15 protein-coding genes and 1 riboswitch are annotated in these 16387 nt (G+C 62.1%); of the genes, 10 read left to right on the forward strand and 5 right to left on the reverse strand.

What is annotated here, in order from left to right:
- Positions 1-8: 8 nt before the first annotated feature.
- The 3 genes from HX793_RS08145 to HX793_RS08155 are packed head-to-tail and all read right to left on the reverse strand — an operon-like array spanning position 9 to position 2384.
- Positions 9-821: an aldo/keto reductase gene (locus HX793_RS08145; protein ID WP_177094642.1), complete on the reverse strand. Its 813-nt coding sequence runs from the start codon at positions 819-821 to the stop codon at positions 9-11.
- The gene (locus HX793_RS08150) at positions 818-1993 is read right to left on the reverse strand and encodes an NAD(P)/FAD-dependent oxidoreductase (RefSeq protein WP_016975615.1); all 1176 of its coding nucleotides are present in this window, start codon (positions 1991-1993) and stop codon (positions 818-820) included. The genes HX793_RS08145 and HX793_RS08150 overlap by 4 nt, the downstream gene beginning before the upstream one ends.
- 55 nt (positions 1994-2048) lie before the next feature.
- Positions 2049-2384 (reverse strand): DMT family transporter, encoded by a 336-nt coding sequence (locus HX793_RS08155; protein ID WP_010213655.1) that lies wholly within the window; start codon positions 2382-2384, stop codon positions 2049-2051.
- A 102-nt stretch (positions 2385-2486) separates the two neighbouring features.
- Between HX793_RS08155 and HX793_RS08160 the strand changes: the two genes are divergently transcribed.
- Both HX793_RS08160 and waaA read left to right on the forward strand, forming a co-directional pair.
- Positions 2487-3377 (forward strand): LysR family transcriptional regulator, encoded by an 891-nt coding sequence (locus HX793_RS08160; protein ID WP_033897848.1) that lies wholly within the window; start codon positions 2487-2489, stop codon positions 3375-3377.
- Between the two features lie 23 nt (positions 3378-3400).
- Positions 3401-4675, forward strand: coding sequence for a lipid IV(A) 3-deoxy-D-manno-octulosonic acid transferase (waaA, locus tag HX793_RS08165; protein WP_177094645.1), 1275 nt, complete (start codon positions 3401-3403; stop codon positions 4673-4675).
- Here the strand turns inward: waaA and HX793_RS08170 are convergent.
- On the reverse strand, positions 4669-6108 hold the full coding sequence (locus tag HX793_RS08170; protein ID WP_028615490.1) for a TolC family outer membrane protein: 1440 nt from the start codon (positions 6106-6108) through the stop codon (positions 4669-4671). The two genes, waaA and HX793_RS08170, sit on opposite strands and share 7 nt — an antisense overlap.
- Positions 6109-6304: 196 nt before the next feature.
- Positions 6305-6410, forward strand: a riboswitch (TPP riboswitch).
- Between the two features lie 149 nt (positions 6411-6559).
- Here HX793_RS08170 and thiC point away from each other — a divergent pair.
- Both thiC and cytX read left to right on the forward strand, forming a co-directional pair.
- Positions 6560-8449, forward strand: a complete 1890-nt coding sequence (thiC, locus tag HX793_RS08175) for a phosphomethylpyrimidine synthase ThiC (protein ID WP_016975619.1) — start codon at positions 6560-6562, stop codon at positions 8447-8449.
- 139 nt (positions 8450-8588) lie between these two features.
- Positions 8589-9878 (forward strand): putative hydroxymethylpyrimidine transporter CytX, encoded by a 1290-nt coding sequence (gene cytX, locus HX793_RS08180; RefSeq protein WP_177051559.1) that lies wholly within the window; start codon positions 8589-8591, stop codon positions 9876-9878.
- Here cytX and HX793_RS08185 read toward each other — a convergent pair.
- Positions 9847-10584 (reverse strand): RsiV family protein, encoded by a 738-nt coding sequence (locus tag HX793_RS08185; RefSeq protein WP_016975621.1) that lies wholly within the window; start codon positions 10582-10584, stop codon positions 9847-9849. The genes cytX and HX793_RS08185 overlap by 32 nt on opposite strands.
- 192 nt (positions 10585-10776) lie before the next feature.
- Here HX793_RS08185 and HX793_RS08190 point away from each other — a divergent pair, with 192 nt between their 5' ends.
- The 6 genes from HX793_RS08190 (at position 10777) to HX793_RS08215 (ending at position 16347) form a co-directional block, all read left to right on the forward strand.
- Positions 10777-11394: an NUDIX domain-containing protein gene (locus HX793_RS08190; protein ID WP_028615494.1), complete on the forward strand. Its 618-nt coding sequence runs from the start codon at positions 10777-10779 to the stop codon at positions 11392-11394.
- The gene (locus HX793_RS08195; RefSeq protein WP_177051558.1) at positions 11385-11834 is read left to right on the forward strand and encodes a DUF1249 domain-containing protein; all 450 of its coding nucleotides are present in this window, start codon (positions 11385-11387) and stop codon (positions 11832-11834) included. The genes HX793_RS08190 and HX793_RS08195 overlap by 10 nt, the downstream gene beginning before the upstream one ends.
- Before the next feature lie 97 nt (positions 11835-11931).
- Positions 11932-12747 (forward strand): 3',5'-cyclic-AMP phosphodiesterase, encoded by an 816-nt coding sequence (cpdA, locus tag HX793_RS08200; protein WP_177094647.1) that lies wholly within the window; start codon positions 11932-11934, stop codon positions 12745-12747.
- Positions 12748-12796: 49 nt separating this feature from the next.
- Positions 12797-13405, forward strand: a complete 609-nt coding sequence (locus HX793_RS08205) for a YqiA/YcfP family alpha/beta fold hydrolase (RefSeq protein ID WP_177094649.1) — start codon at positions 12797-12799, stop codon at positions 13403-13405.
- Between the two features lie 45 nt (positions 13406-13450).
- Entirely contained in the window at positions 13451-15355 is a 1905-nt protein-coding gene (parE, locus tag HX793_RS08210) for a DNA topoisomerase IV subunit B (RefSeq protein WP_016975625.1), read from the forward strand.
- A complete protein-coding gene (locus HX793_RS08215; RefSeq protein WP_177094651.1) occupies positions 15355-16347 on the forward strand; it encodes an esterase-like activity of phytase family protein in 993 nt (330 codons plus the stop codon). The genes parE and HX793_RS08215 overlap by 1 nt, the downstream gene beginning before the upstream one ends.
- The last annotated feature ends 40 nt before the right edge of the window (positions 16348-16387 follow it).

Raw genomic sequence — 16387 nt, forward strand, 5'->3', positions numbered from 1 at the left:
GGGCGGCATCAGAGTTGACGAATGACCTGGGCAGCGGTCGCCACGTTATGGGCCAGGTGCAGCGGATTAATGGTCCCGACAATAGCACTGGCGACGCCCGTTTGCGCAAACAACAGCATGAAACTCGCACGAATTGGATCCATTCCAGGCTCCAGGCAAACGTGGCCGCTGGCCAGGGCCTTTTTCACCAGGATGCCCTTGCCGTGGGCCGCCGCATAATCAATGACGGCTTTCTCGGCCTGTTCGTTCAAATTGTAGGTGACCATGGCGCAATCGCCCTGTTCCAGAGCCTTCACCCCGCCTTCGACGGTTTTGCCGGAGAAGCCGAAACCACGGATCTTGCCTGCCTTTTTCAGCTCGGCCAGGGTCTGGTAGACCTCGCAGTCGTTGAGGATGTGCAGGTCGTTGCCGTCAGAGTGCACCAGCACCAGGTCGATAAAATCGGTTTCAAGTCGTTTCAAACTGCGCTCGATCGACAGGCGGGTGTGGGCCGCGCTGAAGTCGTGGGTGGATGCGCCATTCTCGAACTCTTCACCGACCTTGCTGACAATCACCCAGTCCTTACGTTGATCGCGCAGCAGCGGCCCCAGGCGTTCCTCGCTCATGCCATAAGCCGGCGCGGTGTCGATCAGGTTGATGCCCAGTTCGCGGGCCTGTCGCAACAGCATGCGCGCCTCGTCATCACCGGGAATCTGGAAACCACTGGGGTACTTCACCCCTTGGTCGCGGCCCAGCTTGACGGTGCCCAGGCCCAGTGGCGAGACCATCAGGCCGGTGCTGCCCAGTGGGCGATGCAGGTCGTGCAGGGTGGGCAGGCTCATGGCAATAGTTGCTCCCAGGCAGGTAAGCCGATGGCGGGTTTTGGCAGGTCGGGCAGGGGCTCGCTGGCGCTTGGACGGATACCGTCACGTTCCAGGCTGTTGATCACCCGATCGGCGAAGTCCGGCGCCAGGGCCAGTTTGGTCGGCCAGCCCACCAACAGGCGGCCTTCCTCGGCGATGAAGGCGTTGTCGGGACGGGTGAGGCCCGATTGCAGTGGCTCGGCACGGTCGACGCGCAGGGTGGCCCATTGGGTTTGGCTCATGTCGATCCACGGCAACAGCTGAGCAAGCTCTTTCTGCGCAGTGGCGATTTGTTCTTGCGGCGTGCGCGCCACGCCATCGGCTTCGGCAATGTCGCCGCCCATGTACCACACCCAGTTGCCATCGGCGGCCGGGTGAGTGGTAACGGTGATGCGTGGCTTGGTGCCGCCGCCCAGGCAGTGGGCATACAACGGCTTCAGGCCAGGGCCTTTGGCGATGATCATGTGCAAGGGGCGCTTTTGCATCGCCGGCTTGTTCAGGCCCAGCGCGGTCAGCAGGTCCGCCGTGCCCGCGCCGGCACTCAACACGATGCGCTGGGCGCGGATCTCGCGGCCGTCTACTTTCAAGCCGACCAGCTTGTTGCCTTCCAACAGTGGTTCGATGTGTTGGCCGGCGAGCAAGCCATCGCCCGCCAACTGCGCCAGGCGTTCGATCAGGCTCGGGACGTCCACCACCAGCTCGGCCAGGCGATAGACCTTGCCCTTGAAGCGACGGTCTTGCAGGGCGGGCGGCAGGTCGTCGCCTTTGACCTGGTCGACACGGCCACGCACGGCCTTGCTGGCGAAGAAGCTGGTGAGGTTGCCTGCGATCGTGCCGGGCGACCACAGGTAGTGGGCTTCGGACAACAGGCGCACGCCGGTCAGGTCCAGCTCACCGTTGCCCGCCAGCGCTTCACGCCAGCGGCGCGGCATGTCGGCAATGGCTTCGGAGGCGCCGGTGAGGGCACCGTGCAGGGCGTATTTGGCACCGCCATGAATGATCCCCTGGGACTTCACGCTTTGCCCGCCACCCAGGGTGGCGCTTTCCACCAACACCGTGGAAAACCCCTGGCGGCGCAGGCGCGCATTCAGCCAGAGGCCGGCAACCCCGGCGCCGACAATCAGAACGTCGGTGGAAATAACGGATGGCATGGGCGACCTCAGTGTTCAAGACAAGAGGCGCAGTATACAGCCTGTTGAAGGGTGGTCAGTGCCCGGCGGTTTTCGAGAACAACTGGATCACCACCACACCCAGCACAATCAGGCCCATCCCCAGCATCGCCGGGATATCCAACTTCTGCCCGTAGATAAACAGCGCCGCGATGCTCACCATCACGATGCCCATCCCGGCCCACACGGCGTAAGCCACGCCCACCGGCACCGTACGCACCACCAGCGTCAGCATCCAGAACGCCACGCCGTAGCCGACGATTACCAGCAGCAGTGGGATCGGCGTGCTCCAGCCCTTGATGGCTTTCATGGAAACAGTGGCGATCACTTCCGAGCAGATGGCAATGGCCAAGTAGTAGTAAGCGACGTTCATGGGGTAATCCTCGGGGTAAAGCGATCAGATAAGGCTGGCATTCTAGAGTCTAATCAGATGGGGTAAAGTCATTACCTATCCGAATTGAAGATGGGTTTAGCCATGAGCGTGCAGTGGGATCTGGAGCAGATGCGCCTGTTTGTCAGCGTCGCCGAGCAGCGTTCGTTTTCGGCTGTGGCGCGTCAGCAGCGCAAGGCGCAGTCAGCGGTAAGCAATGGGATTGCGATGCTGGAGGCGGACCTCGGCGTCAGCCTGTTCGAGCGTAGCAGTGGCCGCCAACCACGACTGACCGAAGCCGGCAGCGTGTTGCTGGAGGAAGCGCGCGAAGTGCTGCGCCAATGTGAGCGGCTCAACGGCCGGGCGCTTTCACTGACGCGCGGCGAGGAGGCGTGTCTGCGCCTGGCCCAGGATGAGGCCATGCTGTTTCAGCCGGTCCTCGACAGCCTGGAAGCACTGGCGGGCGAATACCCATTGCTGGAAGTGCAGCTGTCCAGCGCCGCCCAAGGCGATGTGGCGCGCAAGTTGGTGGAGCGCAAGGCTGACCTGGGCCTGCTGTTCTATCACGACCAGATCCCCGAAGCCTTGGAGCGACGGGTGGTCGGCAGTGTGGAGATGGTCACGGTGTGCGGTGTGAATCACCCGCTGGCCAAGGAGCAATACGTGACGTGCCAACGCCTGGCGCAGTTCCGCCAGTTGCTGATGTCGACCCAGACCAGCGTGTATCCCGGCAGCGAAGCGGCCAGCCCGCTGGTGTGGCGCGCCGACAGTTTCTACGTGTTGGCCGAGTGGCTGATGAGCGGCCTGGGCTGGGCCTGGCTGCCCCGGCATATCGTGCAGTACCCGACCTATCAGCAACAGATGGTGGAACTGGACAGCGAATGGACACCGCCGGCCCTGGTGGTGGAGTTGGTCTGGCGTCGCGACGAGCACCTGGGACCTGCCGCGCGCTTCCTGGCCAAACGATTTGCCGAGTGCTTGCAGGCGATCGACTGAAAAAGCCGATAAACTCCGCCGCCATGAATAGAACTCTCTACAGCTGTCTGTTTTACCTGGCGCTGCCCTTGGTGGCTTTACGTCTGTGGCTGCGTGCGCGCAAGGCGCCGGCCTATGCCAAGCGCGTCGGCGAGCGCTTCTCCTATGGCCTGCCGGTGATGCAACCCGGCGGGATCTGGGTGCATGCCGTGTCGGTGGGCGAGAGCATTGCCGCCGCGCCCATGGTGCGCGGGTTGCTGGCGCGTTATCCGACGCTGCCGATCACCGTTACGTGCATGACGCCTACCGGGTCCGAGCGCATCCAAGCGTTGTTCGCCAATGAGCCGCGCATCCAGCATTGCTATTTGCCGTATGACTTGCCGTGCGCGGCCAAACGTTTCCTCGACCGTGTGCAGCCGAAACTGGCGGTGATCATGGAAACCGAGCTGTGGCCCAACCATATCCACGCCTGCGCCCAGCGTGGGATTCCTGTGGCATTGGCGAATGCGCGGCTGTCGGCGCGTTCGGCCAAGGGCTACGCGCGCTTTGCCAAGCTGACGGCGCCAATGCTGGCGCAAATGAGCCTGTTCGCGGTACAGACGCACGCCGAAGCCCAGCGTTTCCTTAGCCTTGGCGCTCGCCCGGAAACCGTCGACGTCACCGGCTCGATCAAGTTCGACCTGACCATCGACCCCGAACTGCCGGTGCGGGCCGCTGCGTTGCGCGCGCAATGGGGCGCCAGCGAACGTCCGGTGTGGATCGCCGCGAGTACCCATGAAGGTGAAGATGAAGTCGTTTTGGCAGCCCATCGCCAATTGCTCGAAAACTATCCCAACGCACTGCTGATTCTGGTGCCGCGCCACCAGGAACGCTTCGGGCCGATGTTCGAGCTGTGCCAGCAACAAGGTTTTGCCACCGTGCGCCGTTCCAGCGGCGAAGCAGTCACCGCGGATACGTCGGTACTGCTCGGCGACACCATGGGTGAATTGCTGTTTCTCTACGCCTTGGCCGACAGCGCGTTTGTCGGCGGCAGCCTGGTGGCGACCGGCGGGCATAATCCACTGGAGCCGGCGGCATTGGCAAAGCCTGTGATCATGGGCCCACACGTATTCAACTTCCTCGAAATCACCGCGATGATGCGCGAAGCCGGGGCGCTGCGAGAGGTGGATGACGCCGAAGGCTTGGCCGAAGCCGTGCGCCAGTTATTCGAACTGCCGCAGGATGCGCGCAAGATGGCGCAGGCGGGGCTCAAGGTGATGCAGGCCAACCAGGGCGCGTTGAAGCGCTTGCTGGATGGCCTGGGGCGTTTGCTTCAATAGCCGGGACGGGCTTTCAACTGCTCGGCGGCGGCTTTGGCCAGATCCGGCGGCAGGAAGTCGCGGTCCGGGTTGTAGTCAGCCTTTAGATAGCGCGCCAGGTCCTGCAAGTCGCCTGGATTCAAAGTGCCCGCTGCCTGCTTCAAGCGCAGGTTGTCGAGGATGTAGTCATAACGGCTGTTGTTGTAGTTGCGCACCGACGCGTAGAGCTGACGCTGTGAGTCCAGCACATCGACGATATTGCGCGTACCCACCTGGTAACCGATTTCCGTGGCTTCCACTGCGCTCTGGTTCGAGATGATCGACTGGCGGCGCGCCTGTACCTGCTCCACATCGGTATTCACTGCGCGGTGCAGGTTGCGGGTGTTTTCCACTACCTGGCGGCGCAGGCCTTCGCGCTGTTGCTCCGTCTGGCCAAGGCGTGAGTAGGACTCGCGCACTTGCGAACTGGTCAGCCCGCCGCTGTAGATCGGGATGCTCAGGCGCAGGCCGATGGTGCGTTGTTCCACATCGCCACGGTACGGCGTGCCGAACGCGTTCGGGTTGCTGAAACCCAGGGCGTCGTTGTCGCCTTTTTCGTATTGCGCCACGGCGTCCAGGGTCGGCGCATGCCCGGCCTTGCGCTGCTTGAGGGTTTCTTCGGCGGCAGTCACGGCGTAGTTGCTGGCCAGCAGGTTGAGGTTTTGGCGGCCGGCGGTTTCGACCCAGGCCTTGGCGTCGTTCGGCAGCGGCGGCAACACCGGCAGGGTGTGGACAATGCCCTGGATCGAGTTGTACTGGCGGTTGGTCAGGGTGATCAAGGCTTCGAACGCGTCCTCCACCTGGCGTTGGGCCAGGATGCGATTGGCGCGGGCGGTGTCGTAGCTGGCCTGGGATTGCAGCACGTCGGTCTTGTCCGACAGGCCGACGTCGAAGCGCTCGTTGGACTGGTCCAGTTGGCGCTTGAAGGCATTCTCTTCGGCCTTGGTCGACGCCAGGTTGTCCTGGGCGCGCAGCACGGCGAAGTAATTTTCGGCACTTTGCAGGATCAGGTTCTGTTCGGTGGCCGACAGTTGCAGCGCCGCCTGCTCATTGGTGGCCTCGGCCGCCTGCAGTTGGAACCAGCGATCGGCGCGGAACAGCGGCTGGCTCAAGGTGGCCCGCCAGGAATGCGCATCGCGGTTGGCGGTGGCGGCGGGTGTGTCGATCTGGGTGCGTACGTTATTGATATCGGCGCCACCGGTCAGGTTCGGCAGCAGCCCGGCGCGGGCCTGGGGCACCACTTCTTTTTGCGCGCCGTATTGCGCGCGGGCGGCGGCCAGGTCGGCGTTGTTGTCCACCGCTTCCTGGTAGACGCTGACCAAGTCAGTTTTAGCGGACAAGGGCGCTTCTGCTGCCCAGACCATTCCGTTGGTCGCACAAGACACGGCGAGCGCCAGTGAGAGTTTGCGCAGCATGAGGCGATCCCTAGTTTTAATATTACGGTGATAATTTAGCGCCCAAGGCTAAGGCGGCCCATTCCTGGCGTCAAGCATTGTGGCGGCAACCGAGTGTAGTGGTGCTGACTCGGCGCAACAATCCCGCAATCACGCCATTCATCACGCTGAATGCACTGCCATTGGCAATTTGCCCACGCCATGGTCTAGACTGGCCGCGTTCTTGTCGGGGTGCCTTGTTGGAAGGCTGAGATCGGTAAATACCGGATCCCGTTGAACCTGATCAGGTTAGCGCCTGCGTAGGGAACAAGATTTCTCGTCACCCGGCGAGTCCTCTTGTGCTTCGTCCGGGTTGTTGTTTGTTTTTTGAACAGCTCTCGTGCGCCAAGCACAGCACTGGTTTCAGTGCGTCCATCCGTCACAGGTTCGCTCCGACAAAAATCCACCGCCTGGATAAGTTGGAGAGCCCGTGATGACGACAAAACTAAAAAATACCGTGCACCTGAGTGAATCGGCCAAGGTCGACTCCGGCTCTGTGCAACCCTTTACCCGCTCGCAAAAAATCTACGTACAAGGCACCCGCCCGGACATTCGCGTGCCAATGCGCGAAATCAGCCTGGACGTGACTCCCACCGACTTCGGCGGTGAAATCAACGCGCCGGTCGTGGTCTATGACACTTCCGGCCCGTACACCGACCCTAACGTCATCATTGACGTGCGCAAAGGTCTTGGCGATGTACGCTCGCCATGGATCGAAGTGCGTAATGACACTGAGCGCTTGCCTGGCCTCAGCTCGCATTTCGGCCAGCAACGCTTGAGCGATGCGGAACTCACCGCGCTGCGCTTCGCCCATGTGAAGAACCCGCGCCGCGCCAAGGCCGGCGCCAACGTCACGCAGATGCACTACGCGCGCAAAGGCATCATCACCGCCGAGATGGAATACGTTGCCATCCGCGAAAACATGAAGCTGGAAGAAGCCCGCGCCACTGGCCTGCTCGACCAGCAACACGCCGGTCACAGCTTTGGCGCCAGCGTGCCGAAGATCATCACGCCGGAATTTGTGCGCGAAGAAATCGCCCGTGGCCGCGCGATCATCCCGGCCAACATCAACCACACCGAACTGGAACCGATGATCATCGGCCGTAATTTCCTGGTGAAGATCAACGGCAACATCGGCAACAGCGCCCTGGGTTCGTCCATCGAAGAAGAAGTGGCCAAACTGACCTGGGGCATTCGCTGGGGTTCGGACACCGTGATGGACCTGTCCACCGGCAAACACATCCACGAAACCCGCGAGTGGATCATCCGCAACTCGCCGGTGCCGATCGGCACCGTGCCGATCTACCAGGCTCTGGAAAAAGTCGGCGGCGCCGCCGAAGACCTGACTTGGGAGCTATTTCGCGACACCCTGATCGAACAGGCCGAGCAGGGCGTGGATTACTTCACCATTCACGCCGGTGTGCTGCTGCGCTACGTGCCGCTGACCGCCAAGCGTGTGACCGGCATCGTGTCCCGTGGCGGTTCGATCATGGCCAAGTGGTGCCTGGCGCACCACAAAGAGAACTTCACCTACACGCATTTCGACGAAATCTGCGAAATCATGAAGGCCTATGACGTCAGCTTCTCTCTCGGCGACGGCCTGCGCCCTGGCTCGATTGCCGACGCCAACGACGCCGCGCAATTCGGCGAGCTGGAAACCCTCGGCGAGCTGACCAAGACCGCGTGGAAGCACGACGTGCAAACCATGATCGAAGGCCCTGGCCACGTGCCGATGCAGTTGATCAAGGAGAACATGGACAAGCAGCTCGAATGCTGCGACGAAGCGCCGTTCTACACTCTTGGCCCACTGACCACCGACATTGCGCCGGGCTACGACCACATCACCTCCGGTATAGGCGCGGCGATGATCGGCTGGTTCGGTTGCGCCATGCTCTGCTACGTCACGCCCAAGGAACACTTGGGCCTGCCGAACAAGGATGACGTGAAGACCGGGATCATCACCTACAAGATCGCCGCCCACGCGGCAGACCTTGCCAAAGGCCATCCGGGCGCGCAGATCCGCGATAACGCCTTGAGCAAGGCGCGCTTCGAATTCCGTTGGGAAGACCAGTTCAACCTCGGCCTGGACCCGGACACCGCGCGTTCTTATCACGACGAAACCCTGCCGAAGGATTCGGCCAAGGTCGCGCATTTCTGCTCGATGTGCGGGCCGAAGTTCTGCTCGATGAAGATCACCCAGGAAGTGCGTGAATACGCGGCCAACCAGCGCATTGAAGCGGTGGACGTGGATGTGGCCAAGGGCTTGGCCGAGCAGGCGGAGCGGTTCAAGCAGGAAGGTAGTCAGCTTTACAAAAAGGTCTGATCCAGAGTCGGCGCTGACTGTGCCGCCGCCATCGCGGGCAAGCCCGGCTCCCACATTTGGAATGCATTCCAGTGTGGGAGCCGGGCTTGCCCGCGATGGCGATCTCCAAAACAACAAATGTTCCTCAGAGATAACACCCTTGAGCATTCAACCCAGCACCTACTCTCCTGACATCGCAGTACCGAGCGACAAAAGAGTCTTCGGCGCCCGCGACCTGTTCTCCCTCTGGTTCTCCCTCGGCATCGGCCTGATGGTCCTGCAAACCGGCGCATTGCTCGCGCCGGGCCTGGGCCTGTCCGGTTCGTTGCTGGCGATTTTCCTCGGCACCCTGGTGGGCGTCCTGTTACTGGCCGCCGTCGGCGTGATCGGCAGCGACACCGGCCTGTCCGCCATGGCGGCCCTCAAGCTCAGCCTTGGCGCCAAAGGCGCCAGCCTGCCGGCGCTGCTCAACCTGCTGCAGTTGATCGGCTGGGGTTCGTTCGAAATCATCGTGATGCGCGACGCGGCCAGCCTGTTGGGTACGCGGGCGTTCAGCGAGGGCAGCCTGTTCGCCAGCCCATTGCTGTGGACCCTGTTTTTCGGCGGCCTGGCGACCCTGCTGGCCGTCAGTGGCCCGCTGACCTTTGTGCGTCAGATCCTGCGCAAATGGGGCATCTGGCTGCTGCTCGCCGCTTGCCTGTGGCTCACCTGGAACCTGTTCGCCAAGGCCGACCTCGCCGCACTCTGGGCCAAGGCCGGTGACGGTTCGATGCCGTTTGCGGTGGGTTTTGATATCGCCATCGCCATGCCGCTGTCGTGGCTGCCGCTGATCGCGGATTACTCACGTTTCGGCAAGCGCGCCAACAGTGTGTTCGGCGGCACGGCGCTTGGGTTCTTTATCGGTAATTTCTGGCTGATGAGCCTGGGCGTGGCCTACACCCTGGCGTTTGCGCCGAGCGGTGAAGTCAACGCGCTGTTGCTGGCGTTGGCCGGGGCTGGCCTGGGGATTCCGCTGCTATTGATCCTGTTGGATGAGTCGGAAAACGCCTTTGCCGATATTCACTCGGCGGCGGTTTCCAGCGGAATATTGTTGCGTTTGAAGGTCGAGCACCTGGCACTGGCTATCGGTGTGATCTGCACGCTCATCGCCTGCTTTGCGCCATTGGCCCAGTACCAGAACTTCCTGCTGCTGATCGGCTCGGTCTTCGCGCCGCTGTTTGGCGTGGTGCTGGTGGATCACTTCATCCTGCGCCGTCGTAGCGCGGGTGCAGTAGCCAGTCTGCGCTGGCTGGCATTAATCGCCTGGCTGGGTGGCATTGCGACTTACCACCTGCTGGCCAATCTGTATCCGGATGTCGGCGCAACCCTGCCGGCGCTGGTGCTGGCTGGGTTGCTGCAATTCATCCTGGGCCGGGCCTTCAGCGGCGCGCGGGCACCAGTTCAGGTTTGAGAATGCCGTCCAGGCGCGAGTAGGGAATCTGCAACTCGACGTGGCCCAAGGCATACGGCGCAATGGTGGTGGTGGGGTACTTGAGGATCACGCCACCGTAGGTGAGCGCCACGTTCGGGGTTTTCTGGAAGGGGTACTGTTTCACGTACTCCGGCTCCAGGCTCAGGCGGGTGCTGATCAGCCAGCTGTTATGGGCCACCTGGGCGGCTTTCCAGAACGCGTCTTCCTTGCCGGGGAGCAACATGTCGGTGAGGGTCAGGGCCTTTTGCTGTTGGCGCGAATAGTTGATGAACGCACGGCCCGGTTCGCCGTGGGTGGCGCCCTGGTCCAGGTAACTGGATAACTCGATGATCACCAAGCCGTCATGCTGCTCACGTACCTTGGCCTGCAAGTACATGCTGTTGCGTGGCGCGGCGGTGCGCAGGAACTGCTCGCTGTACGTCGCGAGGCTGCTCGGCAGCGGGTCGGCCTGGGTCATTTCCAGCAGGCGCTGTTCGATCAAGGCGTCCAGCTTGGGTTCCTTGGCAAAGTGCACCGTGTCGATGTTCACCAACGGGCAGTCGGCGCTGGCGCAGCCTGGCTTGCTTTGCTCGGTGGCGTCGCGGGTGGCGTCCAGCGGGGTTTTGTAGCTTGGCTGGAACAGGCTTTGGCAGGCACCGAGGGTCAATGCGATGCAGGCCACGGAGGCGATTTTTAAAAGCGACATGTAGGGTCTTCGTCCGTCGATAAGAGCGAAATTGTGCAGCTTCGACTACCGGCAAGGCAGTCAGTTCGCCACTAAGCTGATTAGAGTGAGTTTGACGCCCGCCGTCTATCCCGGCAACTGGAAAGGGGCTGCATCCGGAGGCTTGAGCGCGTTAGGATGGCGCCAAATGCGCAGGCTCAACGAGGAAGGGATATGACGGACATCGCAAAATCGACGCCGAGCACCATCGAGATCGTTCAGCGCGACAATGCCTACCAGGGCTTCTACAAGCTTGATCGCGTGCAGCTGCGCCACGAGAAATTCGATGGCGGCATGAGCCGGGTGATCAACCGCGAAGTCTTCGTTCGTCATGATGCCGTGTGTGTATTGCCTTACGACCCGCAGCGCGACGAAGTGGTGCTGATCGAGCAGTTCCGCGTAGGTGCCATGGGCCGAACCGATAACCCGTGGCTGGTGGAGATGGTTGCCGGCCTGATCGACAAGGATGAAGAACCGGAGGAGGTTGCACACCGCGAAGCCGAGGAGGAAGCTGGGCTGACATTCTCCGCGCTGTGGCCGATCACCAAATATTTCCCGTCGCCCGGCGGCAGTACCGAATTTGTCCACTTGTACCTGGGCCGTTGCGACAGCTCGGGCGCCGGTGGCGTCCATGGATTGGAAGAGGAAGCTGAAGATATCCGTGTCACCGTCTGGGCTTTCGAAGATGCCCTGCAAGCGGTGCGCGACGGCAAAATTTCCAACGCAGCCAGCATTATCGCCCTGCAATGGCTTGCGCTTAATCGCGCGGAAGTGAGGGGGTTATGGCAGTAAAGGCACGGGAACGTTATCGAGTCGACCTGATCGGGCTGCAAGCCGCTTGCGAGGCGAATTACGCGCGCCTGATGCGCCTGCTCCCCGATATGCGCCATGCCCTCGAGGCGCGGCGCATCGGCGTGACCCACGGCGACCAGATGCTCGGCGTGCTGGCGCTGGAAGTCATCGTCAATTGCCCGTACACCACCACCCTGCGGGTGCGCCAGGAGCACAGCCTGCCGTGGCTGCCGGTGCCGCAACTGGAAGTGCAGGTGTACCACGACGCGCGCATGGCCGAAGTGATCAGCGCCGAACATGCGCGTCGCTTTCGCAGCATCTATCCTTATCCCAACGTGTTCATGCACCAGCCCGATGAGAAAGCACAGCTCAATGTGTTCCTCGGTGAATGGTTGAGCCATTGCCTGGCCTTGGGCCATGAGTTCGAAGTTGTGCGGTAGATGTGAACTGCATCTGCTTCCTATGGTTTCCTCTTGTGTCCTGCCCCAGCATAATCACGCCAAACGTCCATTCCTGTGATTGCCTTGGGAGAGCGCCTTGCCGAGCGTATCCACTATGAGTCCCGATGCGCCCGCATTGCTGGTGCAGCTGTCTGATAGCCATTTGTTTGCCGAGGCCGACGGCACGCTGCTGGGCATGAACACCCGTGAAAGCCTGCAAGGCGTCATCGAATTGGTGCGCGCGCAGCAGCTGCACATCGATTTGGTGTTGGCCACGGGGGACCTGTCACAGGACGGCACGCTGGAGTCTTACCAGCAGTTTCGCGACATGACCCGGCAGATCGACGCCCCGGCGCGCTGGATTCCCGGTAATCATGACGAACCGCAAATCATGGCTCACGCCGCCGTGCACAGCGATTTATTGGAGCCGGTGGTCGATATCGGCAACTGGCGCGTCACCCTGCTGGACTCCGCCGTACCCGGTTCGGTGCCGGGCTACCTGCAAGACCAGCAACTGCAACTGCTTGCCCAGGCCCTCAGTGAAGCGCCGAACCGTCATCATCTGGTGTGTTTCCATCATCATCCGGTGCCCATCGGTTGCGCCTGGATGGAGCCCATCGGCCTGCGCAACCCCGATGCGTTGTTTGCCGTGCTCGACCGTTTTCCGCAGGTGCGCGCGGTGCTCTGGGGTCACGTGCACCAGGAAATCGACCGCGAACGCAACGGCGTGCGCCTGCTGGCGTCGCCGTCGACCTGCATTCAGTTCGAACCGGGCAGCGAGGACTTCAAGGTCAGCGAGCAAGCGCCGGGCTACCGCTGGCTGCGCCTGCATGCCGACGGACGGTTGGAGACTGGGGTAGAGCGCTTGGTCGGCTTCGCGTTTACGGTGGATTACGGTAGCAACGGCTACTGAGATTTACCTGTAAACTGCGCCTTTTTGGCGCAAGCACGGAGAGCCCGGCATGTCCGCTTCGATCCTGTATATCCACGGTTTCAACAGTGCGCCAGCGTCCAACAAGGCCACTCAGATGATGACTGTGATGGGCGCCATCGGCCTGGCCGACCAATTGCGCGTGCCGGCCTTGCATCACCATCCCCGTCAGGCGATTCCTCAGTTGGAAGCGGCCATTGCCGAACTGGGGCGGCCACTGCTGGTCGGCAGCTCACTCGGCGGCTACTATGCAACCCATCTTGCCGAGCGCCATGGCCTCAAGGCGCTGCTGGTGAACCCGGCGGTCAGCCCTCACCGGATGTTCGACGGTTACCTGGGCACCCAGAAGAACCTCTACACCGATGAAACCTGGGAACTGACCCACGACCACGTCACGGCGCTGGCCGAGCTGGAAGTACCGGCTCCCCAGGATGCGGCGCGGTATCAGGTGTGGTTGCAGACCGGGGATGAAACCCTGGATTATCGCCTCGCCCAGCAGTACTACCGGGCCTGTGCCTTGCGCATCCAGGCCGGCGGCGACCATGGTTACCAGGGGTTCGCCCAGCAATTGCCGGCGATGTTGAGCTTTGCCGGCATTGGCGCAGATCAGTATCAATCCTTCGATTTTTCTTCATTGTAAGAATCGCAGGTTACTTTTTAATCGAACGACTCACGACGAGACCCCATGGCCACTCCCAGCGCTAGCTCTTATAACGCCGACGCCATCGAAGTCCTCTCGGGCCTCGACCCGGTGCGCAAACGCCCCGGCATGTACACCGACACCAGTCGGCCGAACCACCTTGCCCAGGAAGTCATCGACAACAGCGTCGACGAAGCCCTGGCCGGTCACGCCAAATCGGTGCATGTCATTCTCCACGCTGACCACTCCCTGGAAGTGTCCGACGATGGTCGCGGCATGCCGGTGGACATCCACCCGGAAGAGGGTGTACCCGGCGTCGAGCTGATCCTCACCAAGCTGCATGCGGGTGGCAAGTTCTCCAACAAGAACTACCAGTTTTCCGGCGGCCTGCATGGTGTGGGTATTTCGGTGGTCAACGCCTTGTCGACGCTGGTGCGGGTCAAGGTCAAGCGCGACGGCAACGAGTACCAGATGACCTTCGCCGATGGCTACAAAGCGACCGATCTGGAAGTGATCGGCACCGTGGGCAAGCGCAACACCGGCACCAGCGTGTACTTTGCGCCGGATCCGAAATACTTCGATTCGCCGAAATTCTCCATCAGCCGCCTCAAGCACGTGCTCAAGGCCAAGGCTGTACTGTGTCCAGGCCTGCTGGTGACCTTTGAAGACAAAGGCACCGGTGAGAAGGTCGAGTGGCACTATGAAGACGGCCTGCGTTCGTACCTGGAAGACTCCGTCAGCGACTTCGAGCGCCTGCCCAACGAGCCGTTCTGCGGCAGTTTGGCCGGTAATAAAGAAGCGGTGGACTGGGCGCTGCTGTGGTTGCCGGAAGGTGGCGACAGCGTGCAGGAAAGCTACGTCAACCTGATCCCGACGGCCCAGGGCGGCACCCACGTCAACGGTCTGCGCCAGGGCTTGCTGGATGCCATGCGCGAATTCTGCGAATACCGCAGCCTGCTGCCGCGCGGCGTGAAGCTGGCGCCGGAAGACGTGTGGGAGCGCATCGCGTTCGTGCTGTCGATGAAAATGCAGGAGCCGCAGTTCTCCGGCCAGACCAAAGAACGCCTGTCGTCCCGCGAAGCAGCGGCGTTTGTCTCCGGCGTGGTCAAGGATGCCTTCAGCCTGTGGCTCAACGAGCACCCAGAGCTGGGCCTGGCCTTGGCGGAGTTGGCGATCAACAACGCCGGCCGTCGCTTGAAGGCCAGCAAGAAGGTCGAGCGTAAGCGCATCACCCAGGGCCCGGCATTGCCCGGCAAGCTGGCCGATTGCGCCGGGCAAGACCCGATGCGTTCCGAGCTGTTCCTGGTGGAAGGTGACTCCGCCGGTGGTTCCGCCAAGCAAGCGCGGGATAAGGAATTCCAGGCGATCCTGCCGTTGCGCGGCAAGATCCTCAACACCTGGGAAGTCGATGGTAGCGAAGTCCTGGCCAGCCAGGAAGTGCACAACATCGCCGTGGCCATTGGTGTTGATCCCGGCGCAGCGGACATGAGCCAGCTGCGCTACGGCAAGATCTGCATCCTCGCCGACGCCGACTCCGACGGCCTGCACATCGCCACGCTGCTGTGCGCGCTGTTCGTGCAGCACTTCCGCCCGCTGGTGGATGCCGGTCACGTCTACGTCGCCATGCCGCCGTTGTACCGGATCGACCTGGGCAAGGAGATTTACTACGCCCTGGACGAAGCCGAGCGCGATGGCATCCTCGATCGCCTCGTCGCCGAGAAGAAACGCGGCAAGCCACAGGTCACGCGATTCAAAGGCCTGGGTGAAATGAACCCGCCGCAGCTGCGCGAAACCACCATGGACCCGAATACCCGGCGCCTGGTGCAGTTGACCTTGGAAGACTACGCCGCCACCTCGGAAATGATGGACATGCTGCTGGCGAAGAAGCGCGCGCCGGACCGTAAGTCCTGGCTGGAATCCAAAGGCAACCTGGCCGAGGTTCTGGGCTGATGCGCACAGGTTTCGCCCTGGCGATCCTGATGTTGAGCGGGTTGGCTAGCCAAGTGGTTGCCGCGCCCGTGGCTGAGCTGAAACTGGTGTCCGAACACCCGGTGGACGGCATGCGCGGTGGCAACCTGTCGGGCCTGGCCGTGTGTGGCAAGGAGTTGTGGACGGTTTCCGACCGTGATGACGACCAGATCTACCGCCTGGATGTCAGTGCGCCAACCTGGCAGGCCGAGGCGGTAAAGATCGACGTGCCACCGGTGCCGGAATCCGGGCTGCCGTGGGGTTTGCGTTCGCGCACCAAGGCCGCATCGTTCATTCGCGGCGGCGATTTGGACTTTGAAGGCATCACCTGCGATGCCGCCGGCAACCGCTACATAGTCAGCGAAGCCCATGCGGCGGTGCTGCAAGTGCCAGTGACGGGCGCGCCTGAGTGGTTGAAGATCGCGCCGGGCATGGTGCGTGAAGCGCGGGCCAGCGGCATGTTGCTGCACTTCAACGCGTTGTTTGAAGGCCTTGCGATCAACCCTGAGGGCAACCAGATCTGGCTGGCGGCCGAGCGCGAGCGACGCGGGCTGATCTCGATCAAGCGTCCGCAAAGTCTGTGGGATTGTGATGGCCCCTGCGTATTGTTGAGCGAAGCCGGCCAGGAAGTGCAACCGGCCCAGTTCCCGAACCCCAAGGCGGTGTCCAAGGACTTCGCCGACCTGGCGCTGTTCAACGGCAAGCTGTTTACCCTGGAGCGCAATGCGTTCCAGATTTGCCGGCGTGATGCGGTCACGGCCAAGGTCGAACTGTGCTGGTCGTTTGCCGACGAGACCCTGACGCCCGAGCGGCGTTATCCTCAGCCCTATGGCCTGGCCGAAGCCCTGGTGGTGGACGCCGACGGTGCCTGGCTGGGCATCGACAACAATTTCGGCCCGCGTGCCGATGGTGAAAAGCGCCCCGTGGTCTATCGTTTCGCCGCCCCTGCCGGTGGCTGGAGCGCTCGCCCATGAGCCCCTGTTTTTTTGAATTGACCCGGTGCAGCGGCAGTTG

Source organism: Pseudomonas reactans (assembly GCF_013387025.1).
Taxonomy (GTDB): Bacteria; Pseudomonadota; Gammaproteobacteria; order Pseudomonadales; family Pseudomonadaceae; genus Aquipseudomonas; species Aquipseudomonas reactans.